Genomic DNA, 20,439 nt, shown 5'->3' on the forward strand with positions numbered 1-20,439 from the left:
GTCAAGGGAAACCTCAGGCGGCAGTCGGGCAGGAAAACACGTGGGAACAGGCCCACGGAATGATGCTTCGCAGCATCGCGGATCGAGCCGGAACGCCGAAATCGAAAAATTCAATTGGTTTTCGCTATTGAGCAAACACGGTTCGCTCTTGGGCAAGTTTCCTATTTCGGACCGGGATAGGAAGAAGGACCAACAATGGAAGAAGTGGGCCGTTTCGGCGGAAACCCAAATCTCGTATCCTGGAGGAAACCACTATGCGCAAGGTGCTATCCGCGACCTGTCTTGGCGCCATGGCGGCATTCGCCGCGGGCGCCGCTTACGGCAATGATGAGCTGATCAAGATGTCGCAGAACCCAAAAGACTGGGTTCAGCCGGCCGGCGACTACGCCAATACGCGCTATTCGAAGCTTAATCAGATCAACGCGTCGAATGTCGGCAAGCTCCAGGTTGCCTGGACCTTCTCGACCGGCGTGCTGCGCGGCCACGAGGGCGGGCCGCTGATCATTGGCAACATGATGTACGTCCACACGCCGTTTCCAAACAAGGTCTATGCTCTTGACCTTTCGCAGGACAACAAGATCGTCTGGAAGTACGAGCCGAAGCAGGACCCGAACGTTATTCCCGTCATGTGCTGCGACACCGTGAACCGCGGCGTGGCCTATGGCGATGGCAAGATCTTCCTGCACCAGGCCGACACCACGCTGGTCGCGCTTGATGCCAAGACCGGGCAGGTGGTCTGGAGCACCAAGAACGGCGATCCGGGCAAGGGCGCCACCGGCACGTCCGCGCCGCTCGTCGTCAAGGACAAGGTCTTGATCGGAATTTCCGGCGGCGAATTCGGCGTGCAGTGCCACGTTACTGCCTACGATCTCAAGAGCGGGAAGCAGGTATGGCGCGCCTTCTCCGAAGGACCGGACGATCAGATCATGTTCGATCCCGAGAAGACCACCGAGCACGGCAAGCCGGTCGGAAAGGATTCGAGCGTCAAGACCTGGCAGGGCGACCAATGGAAGATTGGTGGCGGCTGCACATGGGGCTGGATGTCCTATGATCCCAGTCTGAACCTGGTCTATTACGGCTCGGGCAATCCCTCGACCTGGAACCCGAAGCAGCGTCCGGGCGACAACAAGTGGTCAATGACCGTCTTCGCGCGCAATCCGGATACCGGCGTGGCGCGCTGGGTCTATCAGATGACGCCCCATGACGAATGGGACTATGACGGCGTCAACGAAATGATCTTGAGCGACCAGAACGTCGGCGGCCAGGAGCGCAAGCTGCTGACCCATTTCGATCGCAACGGTCTGGCCTACACGATGGACCGTGCCACCGGTGAACTGCTGGTCGCCGAGAAGTACGATCCGAAGGTGAACTGGACCACCGGCGTCGACATGAACAAGAGCTCGCCGACCTATGGACGTCCCAAGGTCGTCGATCAGTTCTCGACGGAGAAGGGCGGTGAGGACAAGAACACCAAGGGTATCTGCCCGGCCGCGCTCGGGACCAAGGACCAGCAGCCGGCAGCCTATTCGCCGGACACGCAGCTGTTCTATGTGCCGACCAACCACGTCTGCATGGATTATGAGCCGTTCAAGGTGAGCTACACCGCGGGTCAGCCCTATGTCGGCGCGACGCTGTCGATGTTTCCGCCGCAAGGCGAGAACCACATGGGCAACTTCATTGCCTGGGACGGCAAGACCGGCAAGATCGTCTGGTCCAACAAGGAGCAGTTCTCGGTCTGGTCGGGTGCGCTGGCGACGGCAGGCGGCGTGGTGTTCTACGGGACGCTGGAAGGCTACCTGAAGGCGGTCGACGCCAAGACCGGCAAGGAGCTCTACAAGTTCAAGACTCCGTCCGGCATCATCGGCAACGTCACGACCTATGAGCAGAATGGCCGGCAGTATGTGGCCGTGCTGTCCGGCGTCGGTGGCTGGGCGGGTATCGGCCTTGCCGCAGGTCTGACCGATCCGACCGCGGGCCTCGGCGCCGTCGGTGGCTACGCCGCGCTGAGCAACTACACGGCACTCGGCGGCACGCTCACAGTGTTCGCGCTGCCGCAGTAAAGCAGGACCACCTCGTCCGGCGCGTGGCTCGTTCCACGCGCCGGTTGATCTAGATCTGTTATCGAGGATGAGCTCTTGCGTAAAATCTGGTTGATTGCAGCCACTCTCGTGCTCGTGGCGCCTGGAACTCTTGCCTTTGCGGAGGCGACCGATCCGACGGCCGTCAAGTCCGAGGATGGCAAATATCTCGACAAGGAAGGCAACCCGACGTTCCACGTTGCGGCCGACGGAACGGTCGATTGGTACACCTACTCCGGCTACCGCCGCTATCACTCCGAATGCCATGTCTGCCATGGCCCTGACGGGATGGGATCGACCTACGCGCCGGCGTTGAAAGAATCGTTGAAGACGATGAGCTACGGTGATTTCCTCGGGGTCGTCGCCAGTGGTCGCAAGAACGTCAACACCGCGCAAGAAAGCGTCATGCCGGCGTTTGGCGATAATCCGAATGTCGCCTGCTACATGGACGACCTCTACGTCTATCTGCGCGCTCGCGCATATGACGCGGTCGGCCGCGTGCGGCCCGCCAAGCGTGAAGACAAGCCCGACGCCTACACTGAGGCGGAAAAAGCCTGCATGGGGGCCAAATGATCATGCCGAACATCCGCGGTGTGAGTTTCGCTGCGCCCCGTGCGGCGGTTGAAGAGCAAATGTGGAGCCTACGATGAAGACCCGCGCTGCAGTCGCGTTCGAAGCGAAGAAACCTCTCGAAATCGTCGAGCTCGACCTGGAAGGTCCGAAGGCTGGCGAAGTGCTCGTTGAGATAAAGGCGACCGGCATCTGTCATACCGACGCCTACACGCTCGACGGATTCGACAGCGAAGGAATTTTTCCGTCGATCCTCGGTCATGAGGGCGCCGGCGTCGTCCGCGAGGTCGGGCCGGGCGTGACTTCGGTCAAGCCAGGCGATCATGTGATTCCGCTCTACACGCCGGAATGCCGCCAGTGCAAAAGCTGCCTGAGCCAGAAAACGAATCTTTGCACCGCCATCCGCGCCACCCAGGGCAAGGGCCTGATGCCGGATGGCACCTCGCGCTTCAGCTACAAGGGCAACACGATCTACCACTACATGGGATGTTCGACGTTCTCGAACTTTACCGTGCTGCCGGAAATCGCGGTAGCGAAGATTCGCGAGGACGCGCCTTTCGACAAGAGCTGCTACATCGGTTGCGGGGTGACCACGGGTGTTGGCGCCGTGGTGAACACGGCCAAGGTGACACCGGGCGCCAACGTCGTCGTGTTCGGTCTCGGCGGCATCGGGCTCAACGTCATCCAGGGCGCCAAGATGGTGGGAGCCGACAAGATCGTCGGCGTCGACATCAACGATGCCAAGGAAGACTGGGGCCGTCGTTTCGGCATGACCCATTTCGTCAACCCGACCAAGGTCAGCGACATCGTCCAGCATCTGGTCGGGCTCACCGACGGCGGCGCAGACTACACCTTCGACTGTACCGGCAATACCACCGTGATGCGGCAGGCGCTCGAATCCTGCCATCGCGGCTGGGGCGTCTCCGTCGTGATCGGGGTTGCGGAGTCAGGCAAGGAAATCGCCACCCGGCCGTTCCAGCTCGTGACCGGCCGGGTCTGGAAGGGCACGGCGTTCGGCGGCGCCCGCGGCCGCACCGACGTGCCCAAGATCGTTGACTGGTACATGAACGGAAAAATCGAAATCGATCCGATGATCACGCATGTCCTCAAGCTGGAAGAGATCAACCAGGGGTTCGATCTCATGCACCAGGGCAAGTCGATCCGCTCGGTAGTCGTGTTCTGAACAAAGAACGTCAAACACAGGAGGATAGGCCCATGACTGTTCATATCCACCCATCGGTCGATAACGGCGTCAAGCAGGGGTCTGGCAATTTCGCCGGCGGCACCCTTGTTTGCAAATGCACGGACAGGCCGGTCAAGGTCGCCATCAAGGGCGACGTTGCCCATAACCATGCCTGCGGCTGCACCAAATGCTGGAAGCCCTCAGGCGCGACCTTCTCGGTGGTCGCCGTCGTCCCGCGCGACAATGTGAAGGTGATCGAGAACGGCGACAAGCTGCAGATCGTTGACCCGGCGGCGACCATCCAGCGCTATGCCTGCAAGGCCTGCGGCACCCATATGTATGGCCGGATCGAAAACACCGGACATCCCTTCTACGGCCTCGACTTCATCCATCCCGAACTGTTCCAGGAAGCTGGGTCGGCAGCGCCGGGCTTCGCAGCCTTCGTGTCGTCCGTGCTGGAGTCCGGCGTCCAGCCGGGCGAGATGGCTGGAATCAGGGCAAGGCTGAAGGAACTCGGGCTGGAGCCATATGACTGCCTGTCGCCGCCATTGATGGATGCGATCTCAAGTCACGTGGCCAAGTCCAAGGCAAAAGCAGCCTGAGCTGGGCTTGACGGCGGCGCGGGGCAATCCTCCGCGCTTCGAGCTTGCGCCGATGGCACCCCCTCACCATCGGCGGAGATGCTGCAATCACGCCATCCTCAGCTGCGGCCGGCGGGCGAAATGCTTGCCGGCCATTGCTGTTGCCACTGCAGATCAGCGGCTCGGCCGCCGAGACCCTCGCGCAATTTGCGGCATCGAATTCCTCCATAGGCCACCTGTCGCCGTGCCGTCCGCGGGCGGGTTGCCGCGCGTCCGCACTTGACCGGTGGTCTGATTTTGCATGTTGCGCCGCGATGCGGATGGCTGCGACGGTGTTGACCGGCCGCGAGATTTCCTTCTAAGGACGAGATCGACCCGACCGAAGCCCCGCAAAGGATTTTCACGATGCCCATCGCCACGGACGCCGCTTTCATTCTGCCCGAGGATTCCGCCGGCGCCGCGCTGATGGGGCGGATCTGGCGTCCCGATCTGGCCGGCCCGGCGGTGGTCGCCATCCGCCCGGACGGCGTTTTTGACGTCACCGACGAATTCCCGACCGCCAGCCAATTGGCGGCCGCCGCCGATCCGGCCAAGGCGCTCCACGCGGCGCGCGGTGAGCGGGTCGGCGCGCTGCAGGATCTCCTGAACAACACGCCGCCGGACACCCGCGATCCGACCAAGCCATGGCTGCTGGCTCCGATCGACCTGCAGGTGATCAAGGCGGCCGGCGTCACATTCGCCGTGTCGATGCTGGAGCGCGTCATCGAGGAGCGGGCGCGCGGCAATCCCGATTCGGCGGAAGCGATCCGCGCCGAAGTGACGCGGATCGTCGGCACCGACCTCTCGCAGTTGAAGCCGGGCTCGGCGGAGGCGCAGCATGTCAAGGACGTGCTGGTCTCCCAGAATGCCTGGAGCCAATATCTCGAAGTCGGCATCGGGCCCGACGCTGAGGTGTTCACCAAGGCGCCCGTGCTTTCCGCAGTCGGCACCTGCGTGGATGCGGGGCTGCACCCGAAATCGACCTGGAATAATCCCGAGCCGGAGGTGGTGCTGGTGGTGACGAGCGATAGCCGCATCGTCGGCGCGACGCTTGGCAATGACGTCAACTTACGCGACTTCGAGGGACGCTCGGCGCTGCTGTTGTCCAAGGCCAAGGACAACAATGCCTCCTGCGCCATCGGGCCGTTCGTCCGCTTCTTCGATGCGACCTTCACGCTCGACGATATCAGGAAGATGGAGATCACGCTGGAGGTGAGGGGGCCGGAAGGCTTTGTCCTACACGGCGCATCCTCGCTGACCCAGATCAGCCGCGATCCGGCCGATATTGTCGGGCAGACCATCAACGAAAACCATCAATACCCTGACGGATTCGTGTTGTTCCTCGGCACCATGTTCGCCCCGATCCAGGACCGTTTCGCGAAGGGGCAGGGCTTTACGCACGTCGAGAATGATCTGGTGACGGTCGCGACGCCGAAGCTGGGACGGCTGACCAACCGCATGCGTCACAGCGGCGATTGCGAGCCGTGGAAGTTCGGCCTGACCGAACTGTTCGCCGCCCTGATGCGCCGCAAGGGCGTTGAGCGATAGACAGGAGGCGTTCCGGGCATGGCGAAGATCAGGATCGGCCTCGCCGGCTGCGGCTTCGTGTCCGAACTGCATATGCACGCCTACCGGCGGGTCTACGGCGTGAATGTCGAAGTTCGCGCAGTGGCGGCGAGAGGCGACCATGTCGTCGAGTTCGCCCGCCGTCACCAGATCGCGACGGTGTATCGCAGCTTTGGCGACCTGATCGCCGAAGCCGACATCGACGTCATCGACATCTGCACCCCGCCCAATCTGCACGCCTCGATGATCGTCGATGCCATGCAGGCTGGCAAACATGTGATCTGCGAAAAGCCGTTCGCAGGTTATTTCGGGCGTGACGGCGACAAGGCGCCGATCGGCAAGCATGTGCCGAAGGCGCTGATGTACGAGCGGGTGCTCGAGGAAATGGAAAAAACCCGCGCGGCGATCGCAAGGACCGGCAGGCTCTTCATGTATGCGGAGGACTGGATCTACGCGCCGGCGATCACCAAGACGGCCGAGATGCTGAGAGCCACCAAGGACAAGATCCTGTTCATGAAGGGCGAGGAGAGCCACTCCGGCTCGCATGCGGCGCACGCCGCGCAATGGGAGATGACCGGCGGCGGCTCGCTGATCCGGATGGGGTGCCATCCGCTTTCGGCCGTGCTCTATCTCAAGCAGGTCGAGGCCACGGCGCGCGGTGAGACGATTGGCGTTGCCGGCGTCACCTGCGACGTGGGCAATGTGGCGGCGTGCTTGCGCCCGGACGAGCGCGGCGTCATCAAGTCAAACCCGGTCGACGTCGAGGACTGGGGCGTGCTGACCGTCACCTTCTCCGATGGCACCAAGGCGACCGTATTTTCCGGCGATATGATCGCGGGCGGCGTACGCAACCTCATCGAAACCTATACCAGCGGTGGCGCCCTGTTCGCCAACATCACGCCGAACACGCACATGATGAGCTATCAGACCAGCGAGGAAAAACTCGCCAGCGTCTACATCACCGAAAAGGTCGATCGCAAAACCGGCTGGCAGTACGTCTGCCTCGAGGAAGAATGGACGCGCGGCTACACGCAGGAAATCCAGGATTTCATGGAATGCGTCGCGACCGGCCGGCAGCCGCTTGCGGATATCGCATTGGCTTTCGAGACGATCAAGGTCAACTACGCCGGCTATTGGGCGGCGGAAGAGGGGCGGCGGGTGATGTTGTGAGGGGCGCGCCGATCGTGCACTCCCTCGCCCCGCTCTTTGGAGAGGGTGGGGTGAGGGGCTCTCACCGCGAGCGCGGAATGTCGACAGACCTGTACCCCCTCACCCGGATTGCATCTGGCGATGCAATCCGACCTCTTCCCGCAGGCGGGGAGAGGTTAGAAGCCGACGCGTGTTCGTAACTCCCTAGGCCGCATACACTGATGATTTCGGCAGCGGGAAGACCGGGTCCTGCGTTCTGATGCTGGTCGGCCAGACCACTGAAATATGCTCGCCGGCATTTTGCATCACGACCGGGGTCGAACGCTCGTTCTGGCCCGAGAGCGGCGTGCCGGGCCGATAGAATTTTACGCCGTAGCCCTGGATAGTGCCGCCCACGGGGATATCGACATCAAGCGCCGCCTTGCGGACCGCTTCGGGATCGAAGCCGCCGTATTTCTCTTTGGCAACGGGCAGCACGTTGTTGAGCAGGACCCAGGTCTGGTTGAAGCCCATCGAACAGTGCGGCGGCACATCCGTCGCGCTGGTCTTCTCCTTGTAACGCGCCACCATGGTCTTGGTCAGATCGCCGATGCCGGGCGCGAGCTTGGCGGGATCGAGCAGTTGTGCCGGCACCGGATCGATGTTGCAGAAATTGTCGATGTCGGCGGCGAAGGTTGCCCGCAGCTTGTCGAGCTGGCTGTAGCCCGCGCCGGCGCCGAACAGCATCTTGAACTTGAGGCCGTTCTCGCGTGCCTGGCGGAGGAACAGGGTGATGTCGGGATTGTATCCCGCATGCGAGATCACGTCGGCCCGCGCGCGTTTGATCTTGGTCACCAAGACCGAAAGGTCGGGCGCGGACGCCGAATAACCTTCCTTGAGCACGACCTGAAGTCCTGCCTCCTTGGCGTAGGCCTCGTCAGCGGCGGCAACGCCGACACCGTAGGGACCGTCCTCGTGGATCAGCGCGACCTTGACGTCCTTGGGCTCGATGCCGAGCTTGGCCTTGGCGTGCTCATTGAGGAAGCTTGCAAATGCCTGGCCGTATTGGTCGGAATGAATCTGCGCGCGGAAGACGTATTGCAGGTTCTTGTCCTTGAACACGGCGGTCGAAACCGCGGTCGTGATCCAGAGGATCTTCTTCTGCTGCTCGACCTTGGCTGCGAGCGGCACGGCGTGCGAACTGGCATAGACGCCGTTGATGATGTCGATCTTCTCCTGATCGATCAGTCGATTGGCCTCATTGATCGCAACGTCGGGCTTGCTCTGGGAATCGGCGGCGACAGGAGCGACCTTGTACTTGCCGCCGATGCCGCCTTTCTCGTTGACGAGATCGATCGCGATCTGCGCGCCGATCGAGGAGGCGACCGATCCGCCGGCGGCAAAGGGGCCGGTCAGGTCGTAAATCAGGCCGATGCGCACCGTCTCGGCTTGCGCCTGCGCGCGGGTCCAATCGAAGGTGAAAGCGGCGGCGGCAGCCGCGGAAGTCTTCAGCAGCGTCCTGCGTGAAGTCGACATCGTGTTTCCTCCCACTGGTTTTTATTATCGCCGGGACCGGTTCTTCCGGTTTTGGTCAAGTATTTGGACAATGCGGAAGGAAGTCAACCAGCGCCGGGCTTAGGGGGCGGCTGTGGAATGCGCTGTGAAGCAGGCAGGCCCATCAACTAAAGTCGGATGGCGCGCGGAAGCGCCACCCAATCATCGCAACACAAACAAAGCCGTGCGTGTGCCGGAGATTTCGCAAGCCGCCCATCACCCGCCGGCGGCTGCGGCATGCTGCGCCGCCATTTCGTCGTCGGCCGCGTTGATCCGCTGGAAGGCGGGGCGCGAGGTGATGCGCTCGGCATAGCGCACGAACACGTCGTTCTTCGGCACGAGGCCGAACATCATCGTCCAGCTGAAGGCAACGCCCCAGAGAATGTCGGCTGCGGTGATGCGGTCGCCGAGCAGATAGGGGCCTTTGGAAAGCTGCGCCTCGAGTGCGCCGAGCATGGACTCGTAGTCGGAATAAGGCGATTGCGTCACCGGCGCGGGCGGGTGGTTCATGAACTTGTCGATCAGGGCAGGCTCAAAGGACGCGCCGTAATAGGCGATCCAGCGCAAGTAAGGCCCTCGCCTGACATCGTCGAGCGCTGGCGTCAGACCGGCCTCCGGAAACAGGTCGGCCAGATAGATGTAGATCGCGACCTGCTCGGTCACCAGTGCCCCGCCGTGACGGATCGCCGGAACCTTACCAAGCGGATTGATAGCGAGATAGGCGGGCTGCCGCTGCTCGCCCGCCTTCATGTTGAGAACATGGAGATCGTAGGGAGCTCCCAGTTCTTCCAGCAATACCCGCGTGCCCGTGGCGCGTGTCTGGGGCGAGTAATAGAGGGCGATGGGGGCGGATTTGGTCATCGGCGGATCTCCTGAAGCTTACCTTTGGTCGGGTCCTTTCTATGCCTGCCCATACCTGACATCCTGTGTCAGGTATGGTTTAAGGAGCCATGCGCGCTAGCCGATTGCTGTCCATCCTCACCACCCTGCAGGCACGGGGGCGGATTACCGCGCCCGAGCTGGCAGAAGCCTGCGAGGTGTCGGTGCGCACGATCTATCGCGACATCGATGCGCTCGCGGCGGCCGGCGTTCCGGTTTATGCGGACCGTGGTGCGGAAGGCGGCTACCGTTTGCTCGACGGCTATCGCGTGCGGCTGAACGGATTGTCGCCGCCGGAGGCTGAAGCGCTCTTCATGGCGGGACTGCCGGGTCCCGCGGCTGCACTGGGCCTGGATGCCGCGATGATGGCCGCACATAACAAGGTGATGGCGGCGCTGCCGGCCAATTTGCGCGAAAACGCCGGGCGCATGCAGAAGCGGTTTCATCTGGACGCGCCGAGCTGGTTCGGCGAGGCTGAGGAGCCCGTGCATCTGCGCGCAATTGCCGGCGCGCTGCTGCGCGAACGCTTGATCAAGATCCGCTACCGGAGCTGGCAGGCGGAAAAGCATCGCCGTGTCGCACCGCTCGGCCTCGTTTTGAAGGGCGGCAGCTGGTATCTCGCCGGCAGGGTCGACGGCAGCGTGCGCACCTATCGCGTCGCGCGGATTCTGGATTGCGGCGTTCTGGACGAGCCTTTCGTCCGCCCCGCGGATTTCGATCTCGCCGCTTATTGGCAAGCCGCGACGCTGCGGCTCGAGGCCGAACTTCATCCGAACACCGTCACGCTGCGGCTGTCGCCGTTCGGCGTCAAACTGCTCAATGCCTTGAGCCCGCCTTATGTAAAGGCGCGCATGCGTATCGAAGACGCTCCCGATAGCGACGGCTGGCGCATCGCCGTGCTCCCGATCGGAAAGACGGTATGGCACGCCGCCACTGAGCTGCTGCGCTTCGGCGCCGAGGCGGAGGTGCTGGAGCCGGCCGAACTGCGCGAGAAGATGGCGGAGATCGCACAGGCGATGGCCGCGCGCTATCATGGTGGTGATGCGCCAAAGCCCGTGCCGGATCGTCTCGCGCCGCAGATTGCGTCGAGCCGAAGCTAGCGCCGTAGTGCGGTCTCGGGAATGGCGCGGCGCACCACCTCGCGCATCGCAAAGCTGGAATGGATGCGCGCCACGCCGGGCATCCGTGAAAGATGCTGCTTGTGGATGCGTTCGAAGTCCGCGATGTCGCGGGCGATCACCTGCAAATGATAGTCGTCGCTGCCCGACATCAAGTGGCAGGACACGACATCCGGGCAGCGCGCGATCGCAGCTTCAAACGCGGCCAGATAATCCTCGCTCTGCTTTTCCAAGGTGATGGTGACGACCACGGTCGTGACCAGCCCGAGCGCGGTCGGTTCGAGATCGGCGCGATAGCCCCTGATGATCCCGCTTTCCTCGAGCTGGCGGATGCGGCGCGCGCAGGCCGTCGGCGACAGCCCGACCTTTTCGGCGAGCTCGATCTGGCTCGCCCGGGCGTCGGCGAGCAGTTCAGTCAGTATCCGTAAATCAATGCGATCCAGCTCGGTCACGCCATAAATCACTAATTTTTGCCGCCGAAGCGCAGACTATATGCGGAAAATAATCCCAGCAAGCCGCAATTCGCAGAGAAGCGCTGCCGGTTCGGACGTAATTTTTCAGCCAGCCGGACAACCTCGTCAAGAAGGAGAAGCCCATGCGGATCGGCGTGCCCAAGGAAATCAAGGTCGAGGAGTATCGCGTCGGCCTGACGCCGGCTTCGGTGCGGGAATATGTGACGCGGGGGCACGAGGTCATCGTCGAGCAGGGCGCCGGGGCCGGCATCGGGGCAGGCGATGATGTCTACCGTGCGGCCGGTGCCGGGATCGTGGATACGGCGGCAGAAATTTTTGCGACCGCCGACATGGTGGTCAAGGTCAAGGAGCCGCAGCCGGCGGAATGGCGTCAGCTTCGCGAGAACCAGATTCTCTTCACCTATCTGCACCTGGCGCCGGACGCCGAGCAGACCAGGGGGCTTGCCGTATCCGGCTGCACCGCGGTTGCCTATGAGACGGTGACGGATGCCCATGGCGGGCTGCCTTTGCTGGCGCCGATGAGCGAAGTGGCAGGAAGGCTGGCGATCGAGGCAGCCGGCGCGGCCTTGCGGAAATCGGCCGATGGTATGGGCAAGCTGATCGGCGGCGTGCCCGGCGTCGCGCCAAGCAAGATCGCGGTGATCGGCGGCGGCGTTGTCGGCACGCATGCCGCGCGAATGGCGGCCGGCCTCGGCGCCGACATCGCCATCCTCGACCGCGCGCTGCCGCGGCTGCGTGTGCTCGACGAGATGTTCCAGGGGCGCGTTCGCACCCGCTATGCGACGCTGGAGGCGATCGAGGAGGAGGTGATCGGGGCAGACGTCGTGATCGGCGCCGTGCTGGTGCCGGGCGCCAGCGCGCCAAAACTCGTCTCGCGCGCGCAGCTCGGCCGCATGAAACGCCGCGCCGTGCTGGTGGATGTCGCAATCGACCAGGGCGGTTGCTTCGAGACGTCGCGGCCGACCACTCATCAGGCGCCCACCTATCTCGTTGACGAGATCGTGCATTATTGTGTCGCCAACATGCCCGGCGCGGTGCCGGTGACGTCGAGCCACGCGCTCAACAATGCCACGCTGCCGTTCGGCCTGGCGCTGGCCGGGAAGGGAATCCGTGCGCTGATCGAGGATCCGCATCTGCGCGCCGGCCTCAACGTGCACCGTGGGCAGATCACCAATCGCGCGGTGGCCGACAGCCAGAATTTGCCTGCGGCGGAGCCTGAGACGATTCTGGCGGCTTGAAGATCAGACCTGGCGGATCACCCGCTCCGCGCATTTCAGAAAATTGCGGACGAGCGGATTGAGCGAATCCCTCCGCCAGCAAACCGCGACGTCCATGGCATCGTCAGCGTCGAGGAAGGGCCGGAACACGACGCCGGTCGGGGCGCCGAGCTGGGCGCAGGCGGGAACGATCGCCATGCCTTCTCCGGCAAGGACCAGGCTAAGCGCCGAATGCACCGTCTCCACCCGGTTCGCGACGGGCATGCTGACCTGATGCCGCCTCAGGAGTGAGGTGACAACGGATGTCGCGGGATCTTCGGCAGGCCAGGGCAGGCTGATCAGCGGACGGCCCTGCAGCTTCTTCACCGGCACCGCCGCCCCGCGCGCGAGCTGCGAACCGGCCGGCATCGCCAGCATCAACCGCTGCTTTCCGATCGTGGATACCTCGATCTCGCTATGGCGAATGGCGGGCATGCACAGCGCAACCGTCACGCTGTGGTCGAGCAGGCGCGCCTCCCGCGTAGAGGCGCTCAGTTCGATGAACTCGAGATCGACCTTGGGAAGCGATCTTCGCAGCTCCGGAACGAGCCTTGGCAACACGGCATGGGCGAGCGCGAACATGTAGCCGACCGACAGTCTTCCATGGCGTCCCGCCGCCACCGCGCGGGCGGTCTCAAAACCCTCGGCCGCCAGCGCCAGCGCCTCGCGTGCGCGCGACAGCAAGGCGCGGCCGGCTGCGGTCAGCTCCATTCCCCGCGCCCCGCGGCGAAACAGCGAGGTGCCGACTTCCGCTTCCAGCTTGCGGATCTGCACCGACAGCGGCGGCTGCGCCATGCGCAGGCGTACGGCCGCCTGGGCGACGCTGCGCTCTTCGGCCACGGCAACGAAATAGCGAAGGCGCCGGAGGTCCATTTTTGCTATACCCATCTCGTATAGCTCGGTTGTGCGATGGTATTGGACGGAAAGTCAATCCGAATGTCATGCTTCTGTCGTCGATCCCACGTGGGGCTTAAGGACCATGACTTACGAACTGTGCTTCCTGCCTGCCAGCGAGCTCCGCGCAAGGATTGCGCGCAAGGAGGTTTCGTCGGTAGAAATTGTCAGTGCCGTGCTGGCGCGCGCCGAGCGGCTGCAGGGCGAATTGAACTGCTTCATCACGCTATGCGCCGATGAGGCGATGGCCGAGGCGAGAAAGGCCGAGCGTGAGGTCATGGCCGGCACGCCGCTTCCGCTTCTGCACGGCATTCCCTACACGGTGAAGGATCTCGTCAACACCAAGGGGGTGCGCACGACGTTCGGCGCGGTGCCTTACAAGGACAACGTCCCTGACCATGATGCGGTCGCCGTGGCGCGAATGCGGGCAGCGGGTGCCATCCTGATAGGCAAGACCACGACGCCGGAGTTCGGCACCAAGTGCCTGACGGATTCGCCGCTGTTCGGCCGCACGCGCAATGCGTGGAATGCGGCGCGCTCGAGCGGTGGTTCGAGCGGCGGTGCGGCGGTTGCCGTTGCCAGCGGCATCGCACCGCTTGCCATCGCAACCGACGGCGGCGGCTCGACGCGGATTCCGGCCGCTTGCAACGGGGTGGTCGGGTTGAAGCAAAGCAACGGCGTCATTCCGCACAGCCAGGTGCAGGATGCGTTCGGCAACCAGACCTATGTGACCCCGACCACGCGCACCGTCGCCGACACCGCCTTGATGATGCAGGCGATGTCCGGAGAAGACGCTTCCGATCCGTGGTCGATCGGATTCCCACCAGGGAATTTTGTCGAGCGATCGGCGCCGAACGGCGATCTGCGCGGGCGCAAGATTGCGTTCTGCCTCGCTCCGCTGGGACGGCCGGTCGCCGCCGATGTCGCCGCGGCGTTCAAGGTCGCACTGACCAGGCTGGAGGCGCTCGGGGCCGAAATCGAGGAAATGCCTGCCGACGGATTTGAGATCGAGCCGATCTGGCGCGCCATCAACCACACTGCGTGGCGCGCACGGTTCGAGAAGCTTGCGGCCGATCATGGCGAGGTGCTCAGCGAGACCTTCATGAAGCAACTGGCGCTGGCGACCAAGGTTAGCGGTGTTGACTATCAGCAGGCGATGTTTGACCGTACCGCGCTGTTTCGGCGGATCCAGACATTGCTGCAGAGGGTCGATATTCTCGCGATGCCTACCATCACTCGATCAGCGCTTCCGATCGACCAGGACCTGTTCGGCACGATAGAAATCGACGGCCGGGTGTTCAGCGACGTGCGGCCGAGCTGGTTTCCCTGGACCATGCCGTTCAACATGACCGGCCATCCAGCGGTCAGTCTGCCCTGCGGCTTTGGCGCGGACGGTCTGCCGGTTGCGATTCAACTGGTCGGAAAATTCCGCGGCGATGTCGAATTGCTGCGGGTCAGCGCGCTGTTCGAGGCTTCGCAAGATCTTCTCGCCCGGTGGCCGAATTTCGCCTGATAATGCAGACGTGGCTGTTGCCAGCTTGAAAGGATCAGGGACTTGAGCGTCTTCATCTTGCGCCGCTTTCTGACGCTGATCGCGACGCTCTTCGGCGCGTCGCTGATCATTTTCCTGGTGCTGGATGCCTTGCCCGGCAATGCCGCGCAGATGCTGATGGGTGCCGATGCTTCGCCCGACGCGGTCCGCGCGATGACGATCAAGCTCGGGCTCGACCAGCCGCTCTATTATCGCTACTTCCACTGGATCGCGGGCATGCTGACGGGCGATCTCGGCAACAGCTATGTCTACGGCACGCCTGTTGCAGCATTGATCGCGGAGCGGCTCACGCTGACCATTCCACTGGCGATCATGTCGATGTCCATGACGGTCGTGCTGGCGCTTGCGGCCGGCATCTATACGGCGGCAAACCACAACAAGCTCGGCGATGTCGGCGTGATGTCGTTGACGCAGTTCGGCATCGCGCTTCCGAACTTCTGGTTCGCCATTCTGCTGATCCTGCTATTCGCAGTGAAGCTGCAATGGCTTTCGGCCGGCGGATTTGCGGGATGGGACGACAGCATCATTGCCGGAATCAAGTCGCTGCTGCTGCCGGCGATCTCGCTATCGGTGGTGCAGGCGGCGATTCTGGCGCGCGTCACGCGCTCGGCGGTGCTGGAGGTGCTGCGCGAGGATTTCGTGCGCACCGCGCGCGCCAAGGGCCTGAGCAAGCGCGACGTATTGTGGCGGCACGTGCTGCGCAATGCAATGATCCCAGTCATGACGATCATGGGCCTGCAATTCGCTAACCTTCTGGCGGGCACGATCGTGATCGAGAACGTGTTCTATCTGCCGGGGCTCGGCCGGCTGATCTTCCAGTCGATCGCCAACCGCGACCTGATCGTGGTGCGCAATTGCGTGATGCTGCTCGCAGGCATCGTCGTCATCGTCAATTTCGTGGTCGATGTGCTCTATGCCTTCATCGATCCGCGCATCAAGGTGCATAACCTATGAGCACCCCGAGCGTTCCGATCGATGGTGGTACGGCTATCGTGGGTTCGCGGCCCACGACCGGCTTCTGGCGCCGTGCGCTGCGCCATCGCAGCTTTGTCGTCGGCGGCACGCTCAGCCTGATGGTGCTGTGCGCCGCCTTGCTCTCGCTGGTGTGGACCCCGTGGTCGGCCTATGAGATCGACATGACCGCCAAGCTGCGGCCGCCGTCCGCCGCGCACTGGCTTGGCACCGACGTGCTCGGCCGCGATATCGTCTCGCTGCTGCTGGTCGGCGCCCGCTCCACGATCATGGTCGGCGTTATCGCCGTCAGCATCGGCCTTACCTTCGGGGTGTGCCTCGGGCTGATCGCCGCCGCGCGCAAGGGCTGGACGGAAGAGCTGATCATGCGGATGAGCGACTTCACCTTCGCATTTCCGGCCGTGCTCTCGGCGATCATGCTGGCCGCCGTCGCCGGGCCGGGCATGGTGACCTCGATCATCGCGATCGGCATTTTCCAGATTCCGACCCTGGTGCGGCTGACCCGCGGATCGGCCAACGCGATCTGGGCACGGGAATTCGTGCTGGCCGCGCGCGCCGCGGGCAAGGGCGGTTTCCGTATCACCATCGAGCACGTGCTGCCGAACGTGCTGCCGATCCTGATCGTGCAGGCTACGATCCAGTTCGCGCTCGCGATCCTCGCTGAGGCGGCGCTGTCCTATCTCGGGCTCGGCACGCAGCCGCCGCAGCCGTCCTGGGGACGCATGCTCAATGACGCGCAGACGCTGCTGTTCCAGTCGCCAATGCTTGCCGTCTATCCGGGCGCTGCGATCGCGGTTGCCGTGCTCGGCCTCAATCTGCTCGGCGACGGGTTGCGCGATCTGCTCGATCCCCGGCTGGCGCGGGAGCGTTGAACATGAGCGTATCCACCAACGCACCCTTGATCGAAGTGAGGGATCTCGGTGTCCGGCTCAACACCAGCCGTGGTCCTGCGCAGGCCGTTCGCGGCGTCAGTTTTTCGCTGAAGCGCGGCGAGACCTTGGGGCTGGTCGGCGAATCCGGCTGCGGCAAGTCGGTCACCGCGCTCGCGCTGATGGGCCTGTTGCCCGAGAGCGCCGTCGTCAGCGGCAGCATCCGCCTCGACGGCAATGAGCTGGTGGGTCTGTCGGATGCGGATTACTGCAAGCTGCGCGGCAACCGCATCAGCATGATCTTCCAGGAACCGATGACGGCGCTCAACCCGATGCACACGATCGGACGCCAGGTGGCCGAGCCGCTGCGGCGCCACACCAATTGCTCGACGGGGGAGGCCCGCAAGGAAGCCATTGCCTTGCTCGATCGTGTCGGTCTTCCCGATGCGGCGAAACGGGTCGATGCCTATCCGCACCAGTTCTCCGGTGGCCAGCGTCAGCGCATCACCATTGCGATGGCGCTGGCCTGCCAGCCCGACGTATTGATCGCCGACGAGCCGACCACGGCGCTCGACGTCACCATCCAGGGCCAGATCCTCGACCTGATCGCCGATCTCGTCGCCGAGCGCGGCATGTCGATGATCCTGATCTCGCACGATCTCGGCGTCATCGCCGAGAATGTGCAGCGCATGATGGTGATGTATGGCGGCACCGTCGTCGAGAGCGGCGCGACCCATGCCGTGTTCACGCGGATGGGGCATCCCTATACGCAAGGCCTGTTTCGCGCCCGCCCGTGCCTTGGTGCGCGCAAGGGCACCAGGCTGCAGACCATCGCCGGCACCGTGCCTGAATTGGCCGATCTGCCCGCTGGCTGCACCTTCGCCGACCGCTGCGCGATCGTCGAGGACCGCTGCCGCACGGCGCTGCCGGCCGCCGTCGACGTCGGCGGTGGCCACGGCGTGCGCTGTATCCGGACAGACGTTTCAATGGCCGAGAGGATCGGGGCGGTGGGTGCATGACCATGCTTGACCAGGCGCTGCCGGCCGCCGAACGGCCGCTGCTCGATGTCAGGGATCTGTCGCAGCGTTACATGCTGCCGCGCGAAAGCATGTTCAAGCCGGCCGCGCAGGTACATGCGCTCAACGGCGTCACCGCGCAGGTAATGCCTGGCCGAAGCCTCGGCGTGGTCGGGGAGTCCGGATCGGGCAAGTCGACCTTCGCGCGGCTGGTGATGGCGCTGGAGCGGCCGTCGTCAGGCTCGGTGTCGCTGATGGGCCGCGATCTGAACCGGCTGCCGGCCGATGAGCTCCGCCGCGCCCGGCGGGATTTCCAGATGGTGTTTCAGGACCCCTACGGATCGCTGGACCCGCGGCAGACCATTGCGCGCATCGTCGCGGAGCCCTTGACCGCGCTCGGGCGCATGGATCGCGCGACGCTGAATGCGCGGGTTGCTGGCGTGCTGCGGCAGGTCGGGTTGCGCGATGCCGACATGGACAAGTTTCCGCATGAATTCTCCGGCGGCCAGCGCCAGCGCATCGCGATTGCGCGGGCGCTAATCACCCAGCCGAAGCTGATCGTCGCCGACGAGCCGGTCAGCGCGCTCGACGTTTCTGTGCAGGCGCAGGTGCTCAATCTGCTGCAGGACCTGCAGGATCGGTTCGGGTTGAGCTACATCCTGATCAGCCATGATCTCGCGGTAGTCGATTATCTCTGCGATGAGATCGCGGTGATGTATCTCGGACGGATCGTCGAGCAGGGGAGTCCCGAAGATTTGTTCGCACATTGCGCCCATCCCTATACAAGGGCGCTGCTCGAGGCGGTGCCGCGCGCCCGTGCCGGCGGGGTACGTCGCCGCCGCGGCGCCCAACAGATCGCGTCGCAGTCGACCGGCGCGACGGGATGCGCGTACGCGTCGCGCTGTCCGCTGGCCGACCAGCATTGCCGCGACACCGCGCCACCGCTACGGAGTGTCGGCACGGCGCACCTTGCCGCCTGCCATTACGCCGAGGCCGTGATGCAGCTGCCGCTGGTGGCGGCGGAGGGTTAGCCTTTTGCGCGGGACTGGACTAGCTTGTTTGAGATAGGTCGCGGGAGCTGGACATGCTGAAGAAACTGACCATTGTCGCGGTGGCCGCTGCGTTTGCCGCGGCGCCGCTGCCGTGCCTGGCGCAGGGCAAGAAGGACAGCGTCATCATGGGCATGACGCTGGAGCCGCCGGGGCTCGATCCCACCAATGCGGCGGCTGCAGCGATCGCCGAGGTCACGCTCTACAACATCTATGAGCCGCTGACCAAGATCAACGAGGACGGTTCGGTGTCGCCGTTGCTTGCCGAGAGCTGGCAGGCCTCGCCCGACCTGAAGACCTATACGTTCAAGCTGCGCAAGGGCGTGAAATTTCACAATGGCGCGCCGTTCGATTCCGCGGCGGTCAAGTTCTCTTACGAGCGCAACGCGGCGCCGACCTCGACCAACAAGGACAAGAGCCTCTATCAGGCGTTCGAGTCTGTGACCGCGCCCGATCCGGAGACGGTTGTTGTTACCGTGAAATATTCCGAGCCGAACCTGCCGTTCCTGCTCGGGCAGGCGGGCGGCTCGATCGTCGAGCCGAAGAGCGCGGCGACCAACGCGACGCAGCCGGTCGGCACCGGCCCCTATTCGCTCGGCGCCTGGGCCAAGGGCTCGTCGATCACGCTGACCAAATGGCCCGACTATCGTAACGCCGCCGCCATCAAGCTTTCCAAGGTGACCATCCGCTTCATCGGCGATCCCTCCGCACAGGTCGCGGCGCTGCTGTCGGGCGATATCGACGTGTTTCCGCGCGCCGCGGTGCAGCGCAGTGTCGCCCAGCTCAAGGCCGATCCGCGCTTCAGCGTGCTGATCGGCGGCTCCAGGGCCAAGACGATCGTCGGCATCAACCACCGCAAGAAGCCGCTCGACGATATCAGGGTTCGCCGCGCCATCCTTGCCGCCATCGATCGCAAGGCGATGATCGACGGCGCCGTCGACGGTTTCGGCACCCCGATCGGCAGCTTCTATACGCCGGGATCGCTCGGCTATGTCGATACCACCGGCATCAATCCCTTTGATCCCGAGAAGTCCAAGAAGCTGCTCGCGGAGGCCGGCGTCAAGATGCCGCTCGAGCTCAGCCTCAAGCTGCCGCCGCCGCCCTACGCGCGGCAGGGCGGCGAAGTCCTCGCGGCCATGCTCGCCAAGGTCGGGATAACAGCCAAGATCGAGAACGTCGAATGGGCGCAATGGCTGTCGCAGGTCTTTGCCGGCAACGGCCCGCATAATTTCGACCTCACCATCGTCTCGCATGTCGAGCCGTTCGATCTCGTGAAGATAACCGAGAGCGACTATTATCTCGGCTATAACAACGAGGCCTTCAACGCGCTCTACAAGCAGATCACCGCAACGCCCGCCGAGGCCGAGCGCGCCAAGCTGCTCGGCGACGCCCAGCGCATGCTGGCCACCGACGCGGTCGCCGGCTTCCTGTTCCAGCCACAGTGGATCACCGTTGCGGCCAAGAAGCTGAAGGGCGTGTGGAAGGAAGTCCCGCAATTCGAGAACGATTTTTCCGCTTGGTCCTGGGAATAGGTGCGGAGCGGACGGCGGCGTCCCGGCCGCCCGCGATTTCGAAAGGCCGACTGCAGTAACTCTGCGGTTCAACGAGGAAATCAACCCAACGCAGTCCGTGGCGTTCGCGGGCGCATGTTTGTGACAGGAT

18 protein-coding genes are annotated in these 20,439 nt (G+C 63.7%); 14 read left to right on the forward strand and 4 right to left on the reverse strand.

The window, feature by feature from the left end:
- The first annotated feature begins 254 nt into the window (after positions 1-254).
- The 6 genes from xoxF5 (at position 255) to RX331_RS12930 (ending at position 7,187) form a co-directional block, all read left to right on the forward strand.
- Complete coding sequence (gene xoxF5, locus RX331_RS12905; protein WP_317256927.1) at positions 255-2,060, forward strand: lanthanide-dependent methanol dehydrogenase XoxF5; 1,806 nt, start codon at positions 255-257, stop codon at positions 2,058-2,060.
- Between the two features lie 75 nt (positions 2,061-2,135).
- Positions 2,136-2,651: a c-type cytochrome, methanol metabolism-related gene (locus RX331_RS12910; RefSeq protein WP_317256928.1), complete on the forward strand. Its 516-nt coding sequence runs from the start codon at positions 2,136-2,138 to the stop codon at positions 2,649-2,651.
- Between the two features lie 73 nt (positions 2,652-2,724).
- Complete coding sequence (locus tag RX331_RS12915; RefSeq protein ID WP_317256929.1) at positions 2,725-3,831, forward strand: S-(hydroxymethyl)glutathione dehydrogenase/class III alcohol dehydrogenase; 1,107 nt, start codon at positions 2,725-2,727, stop codon at positions 3,829-3,831.
- A 32-nt stretch (positions 3,832-3,863) separates the two neighbouring features.
- The gene (gfa, locus tag RX331_RS12920) at positions 3,864-4,433 is read left to right on the forward strand and encodes an S-(hydroxymethyl)glutathione synthase (protein WP_317256930.1); all 570 of its coding nucleotides are present in this window, start codon (positions 3,864-3,866) and stop codon (positions 4,431-4,433) included.
- Between the two features lie 384 nt (positions 4,434-4,817).
- Positions 4,818-5,999: a fumarylacetoacetate hydrolase family protein gene (locus tag RX331_RS12925; protein WP_317256931.1), complete on the forward strand. Its 1,182-nt coding sequence runs from the start codon at positions 4,818-4,820 to the stop codon at positions 5,997-5,999.
- An 18-nt stretch (positions 6,000-6,017) separates the two neighbouring features.
- Complete coding sequence (locus RX331_RS12930) at positions 6,018-7,187, forward strand: Gfo/Idh/MocA family oxidoreductase (protein ID WP_317256932.1); 1,170 nt, start codon at positions 6,018-6,020, stop codon at positions 7,185-7,187.
- A 183-nt stretch (positions 7,188-7,370) separates the two neighbouring features.
- On the opposite strand, the gene RX331_RS12935 is transcribed toward RX331_RS12930, so the two are convergent.
- Complete coding sequence (locus RX331_RS12935; RefSeq protein ID WP_317256933.1) at positions 7,371-8,681, reverse strand: ABC transporter substrate-binding protein; 1,311 nt, start codon at positions 8,679-8,681, stop codon at positions 7,371-7,373.
- A 234-nt stretch (positions 8,682-8,915) separates the two neighbouring features.
- Positions 8,916-9,560 (reverse strand): glutathione S-transferase family protein, encoded by a 645-nt coding sequence (locus RX331_RS12940; protein WP_317256934.1) that lies wholly within the window; start codon positions 9,558-9,560, stop codon positions 8,916-8,918.
- Between the two features lie 89 nt (positions 9,561-9,649).
- On the opposite strand from RX331_RS12940, the gene RX331_RS12945 reads away from it, so the two are divergent.
- Positions 9,650-10,678, forward strand: coding sequence for a YafY family protein (locus RX331_RS12945; RefSeq protein ID WP_317256935.1), 1,029 nt, complete (start codon positions 9,650-9,652; stop codon positions 10,676-10,678).
- On the opposite strand, the gene RX331_RS12950 is transcribed toward RX331_RS12945, so the two are convergent.
- Positions 10,675-11,148, reverse strand: coding sequence for an Lrp/AsnC family transcriptional regulator (locus tag RX331_RS12950; RefSeq protein WP_317256936.1), 474 nt, complete (start codon positions 11,146-11,148; stop codon positions 10,675-10,677). The two genes, RX331_RS12945 and RX331_RS12950, sit on opposite strands and share 4 nt — an antisense overlap.
- Before the next feature lie 143 nt (positions 11,149-11,291).
- Here RX331_RS12950 and ald point away from each other — a divergent pair, with 143 nt between their 5' ends.
- Positions 11,292-12,407 carry an alanine dehydrogenase gene (gene ald / locus RX331_RS12955; protein WP_317256937.1) on the forward strand — a complete coding sequence of 372 codons (1,116 nt, stop codon included), beginning with the start codon at positions 11,292-11,294 and terminating at the stop codon, positions 12,405-12,407.
- Positions 12,408-12,410: 3 nt separating this feature from the next.
- On the opposite strand, the gene RX331_RS12960 is transcribed toward ald, so the two are convergent.
- Complete coding sequence (locus RX331_RS12960; RefSeq protein ID WP_317256938.1) at positions 12,411-13,298, reverse strand: LysR family transcriptional regulator; 888 nt, start codon at positions 13,296-13,298, stop codon at positions 12,411-12,413.
- Between the two features lie 106 nt (positions 13,299-13,404).
- Between RX331_RS12960 and RX331_RS12965 the strand changes: the two genes are divergently transcribed.
- From RX331_RS12965 to RX331_RS12990, 6 genes are read left to right on the forward strand one after another with little or no spacing between them, the layout of a single operon-like run.
- On the forward strand, positions 13,405-14,832 hold the full coding sequence (locus RX331_RS12965; RefSeq protein ID WP_317256939.1) for an amidase: 1,428 nt from the start codon (positions 13,405-13,407) through the stop codon (positions 14,830-14,832).
- Between the two features lie 42 nt (positions 14,833-14,874).
- Positions 14,875-15,825 carry an ABC transporter permease gene (locus RX331_RS12970; protein ID WP_283033730.1) on the forward strand — a complete coding sequence of 317 codons (951 nt, stop codon included), beginning with the start codon at positions 14,875-14,877 and terminating at the stop codon, positions 15,823-15,825.
- The gene (locus RX331_RS12975; RefSeq protein ID WP_317256940.1) at positions 15,822-16,715 is read left to right on the forward strand and encodes an ABC transporter permease; all 894 of its coding nucleotides are present in this window, start codon (positions 15,822-15,824) and stop codon (positions 16,713-16,715) included. The genes RX331_RS12970 and RX331_RS12975 overlap by 4 nt, the downstream gene beginning before the upstream one ends.
- Positions 16,716-16,717: 2 nt before the next feature.
- Positions 16,718-17,731, forward strand: coding sequence for an ABC transporter ATP-binding protein (locus RX331_RS12980; protein WP_317256941.1), 1,014 nt, complete (start codon positions 16,718-16,720; stop codon positions 17,729-17,731).
- Between the two features lie 2 nt (positions 17,732-17,733).
- Entirely contained in the window at positions 17,734-18,759 is a 1,026-nt protein-coding gene (locus RX331_RS12985; protein WP_410708276.1) for an ABC transporter ATP-binding protein, read from the forward strand.
- A gap of 53 nt (positions 18,760-18,812) precedes the next feature.
- Positions 18,813-20,309, forward strand: coding sequence for an ABC transporter substrate-binding protein (locus RX331_RS12990; protein WP_317256943.1), 1,497 nt, complete (start codon positions 18,813-18,815; stop codon positions 20,307-20,309).
- Positions 20,310-20,439: the final 130 nt, after the last annotated feature.

This window comes from Bradyrhizobium sp. BWA-3-5 (assembly GCF_032917985.1).
Lineage (GTDB): Bacteria > Pseudomonadota > Alphaproteobacteria > Rhizobiales > Xanthobacteraceae > Bradyrhizobium.

Coding starts and splice junctions, on each gene's coding strand:
- xoxF5 (WP_317256927.1), top strand. CDS start 255: ATGCGCAAGGTGCTATCCGCGACCTGTCTTGGCGCCATGGCGGCATTC.
- RX331_RS12915 (WP_317256929.1), top strand. CDS start 2,725: ATGAAGACCCGCGCTGCAGTCGCGTTCGAAGCGAAGAAACCTCTCGAA.
- gfa (WP_317256930.1), top strand. CDS start 3,864: ATGACTGTTCATATCCACCCATCGGTCGATAACGGCGTCAAGCAGGGG.
- RX331_RS12925 (WP_317256931.1), top strand. CDS start 4,818: ATGCCCATCGCCACGGACGCCGCTTTCATTCTGCCCGAGGATTCCGCC.
- RX331_RS12930 (WP_317256932.1), top strand. CDS start 6,018: ATGGCGAAGATCAGGATCGGCCTCGCCGGCTGCGGCTTCGTGTCCGAA.
- RX331_RS12935 (WP_317256933.1), bottom strand. CDS start 8,681: ATGTCGACTTCACGCAGGACGCTGCTGAAGACTTCCGCGGCTGCCGCC.
- RX331_RS12940 (WP_317256934.1), bottom strand. CDS start 9,560: ATGACCAAATCCGCCCCCATCGCCCTCTATTACTCGCCCCAGACACGC.
- RX331_RS12945 (WP_317256935.1), top strand. CDS start 9,650: ATGCGCGCTAGCCGATTGCTGTCCATCCTCACCACCCTGCAGGCACGG.
- ald (WP_317256937.1), top strand. CDS start 11,292: ATGCGGATCGGCGTGCCCAAGGAAATCAAGGTCGAGGAGTATCGCGTC.
- RX331_RS12960 (WP_317256938.1), bottom strand. CDS start 13,298: ATGGACCTCCGGCGCCTTCGCTATTTCGTTGCCGTGGCCGAAGAGCGC.
- RX331_RS12965 (WP_317256939.1), top strand. CDS start 13,405: ATGACTTACGAACTGTGCTTCCTGCCTGCCAGCGAGCTCCGCGCAAGG.
- RX331_RS12975 (WP_317256940.1), top strand. CDS start 15,822: ATGAGCACCCCGAGCGTTCCGATCGATGGTGGTACGGCTATCGTGGGT.
- RX331_RS12980 (WP_317256941.1), top strand. CDS start 16,718: ATGAGCGTATCCACCAACGCACCCTTGATCGAAGTGAGGGATCTCGGT.
- RX331_RS12985 (WP_410708276.1), top strand. CDS start 17,734: ATGCTTGACCAGGCGCTGCCGGCCGCCGAACGGCCGCTGCTCGATGTC.
- RX331_RS12990 (WP_317256943.1), top strand. CDS start 18,813: ATGCTGAAGAAACTGACCATTGTCGCGGTGGCCGCTGCGTTTGCCGCG.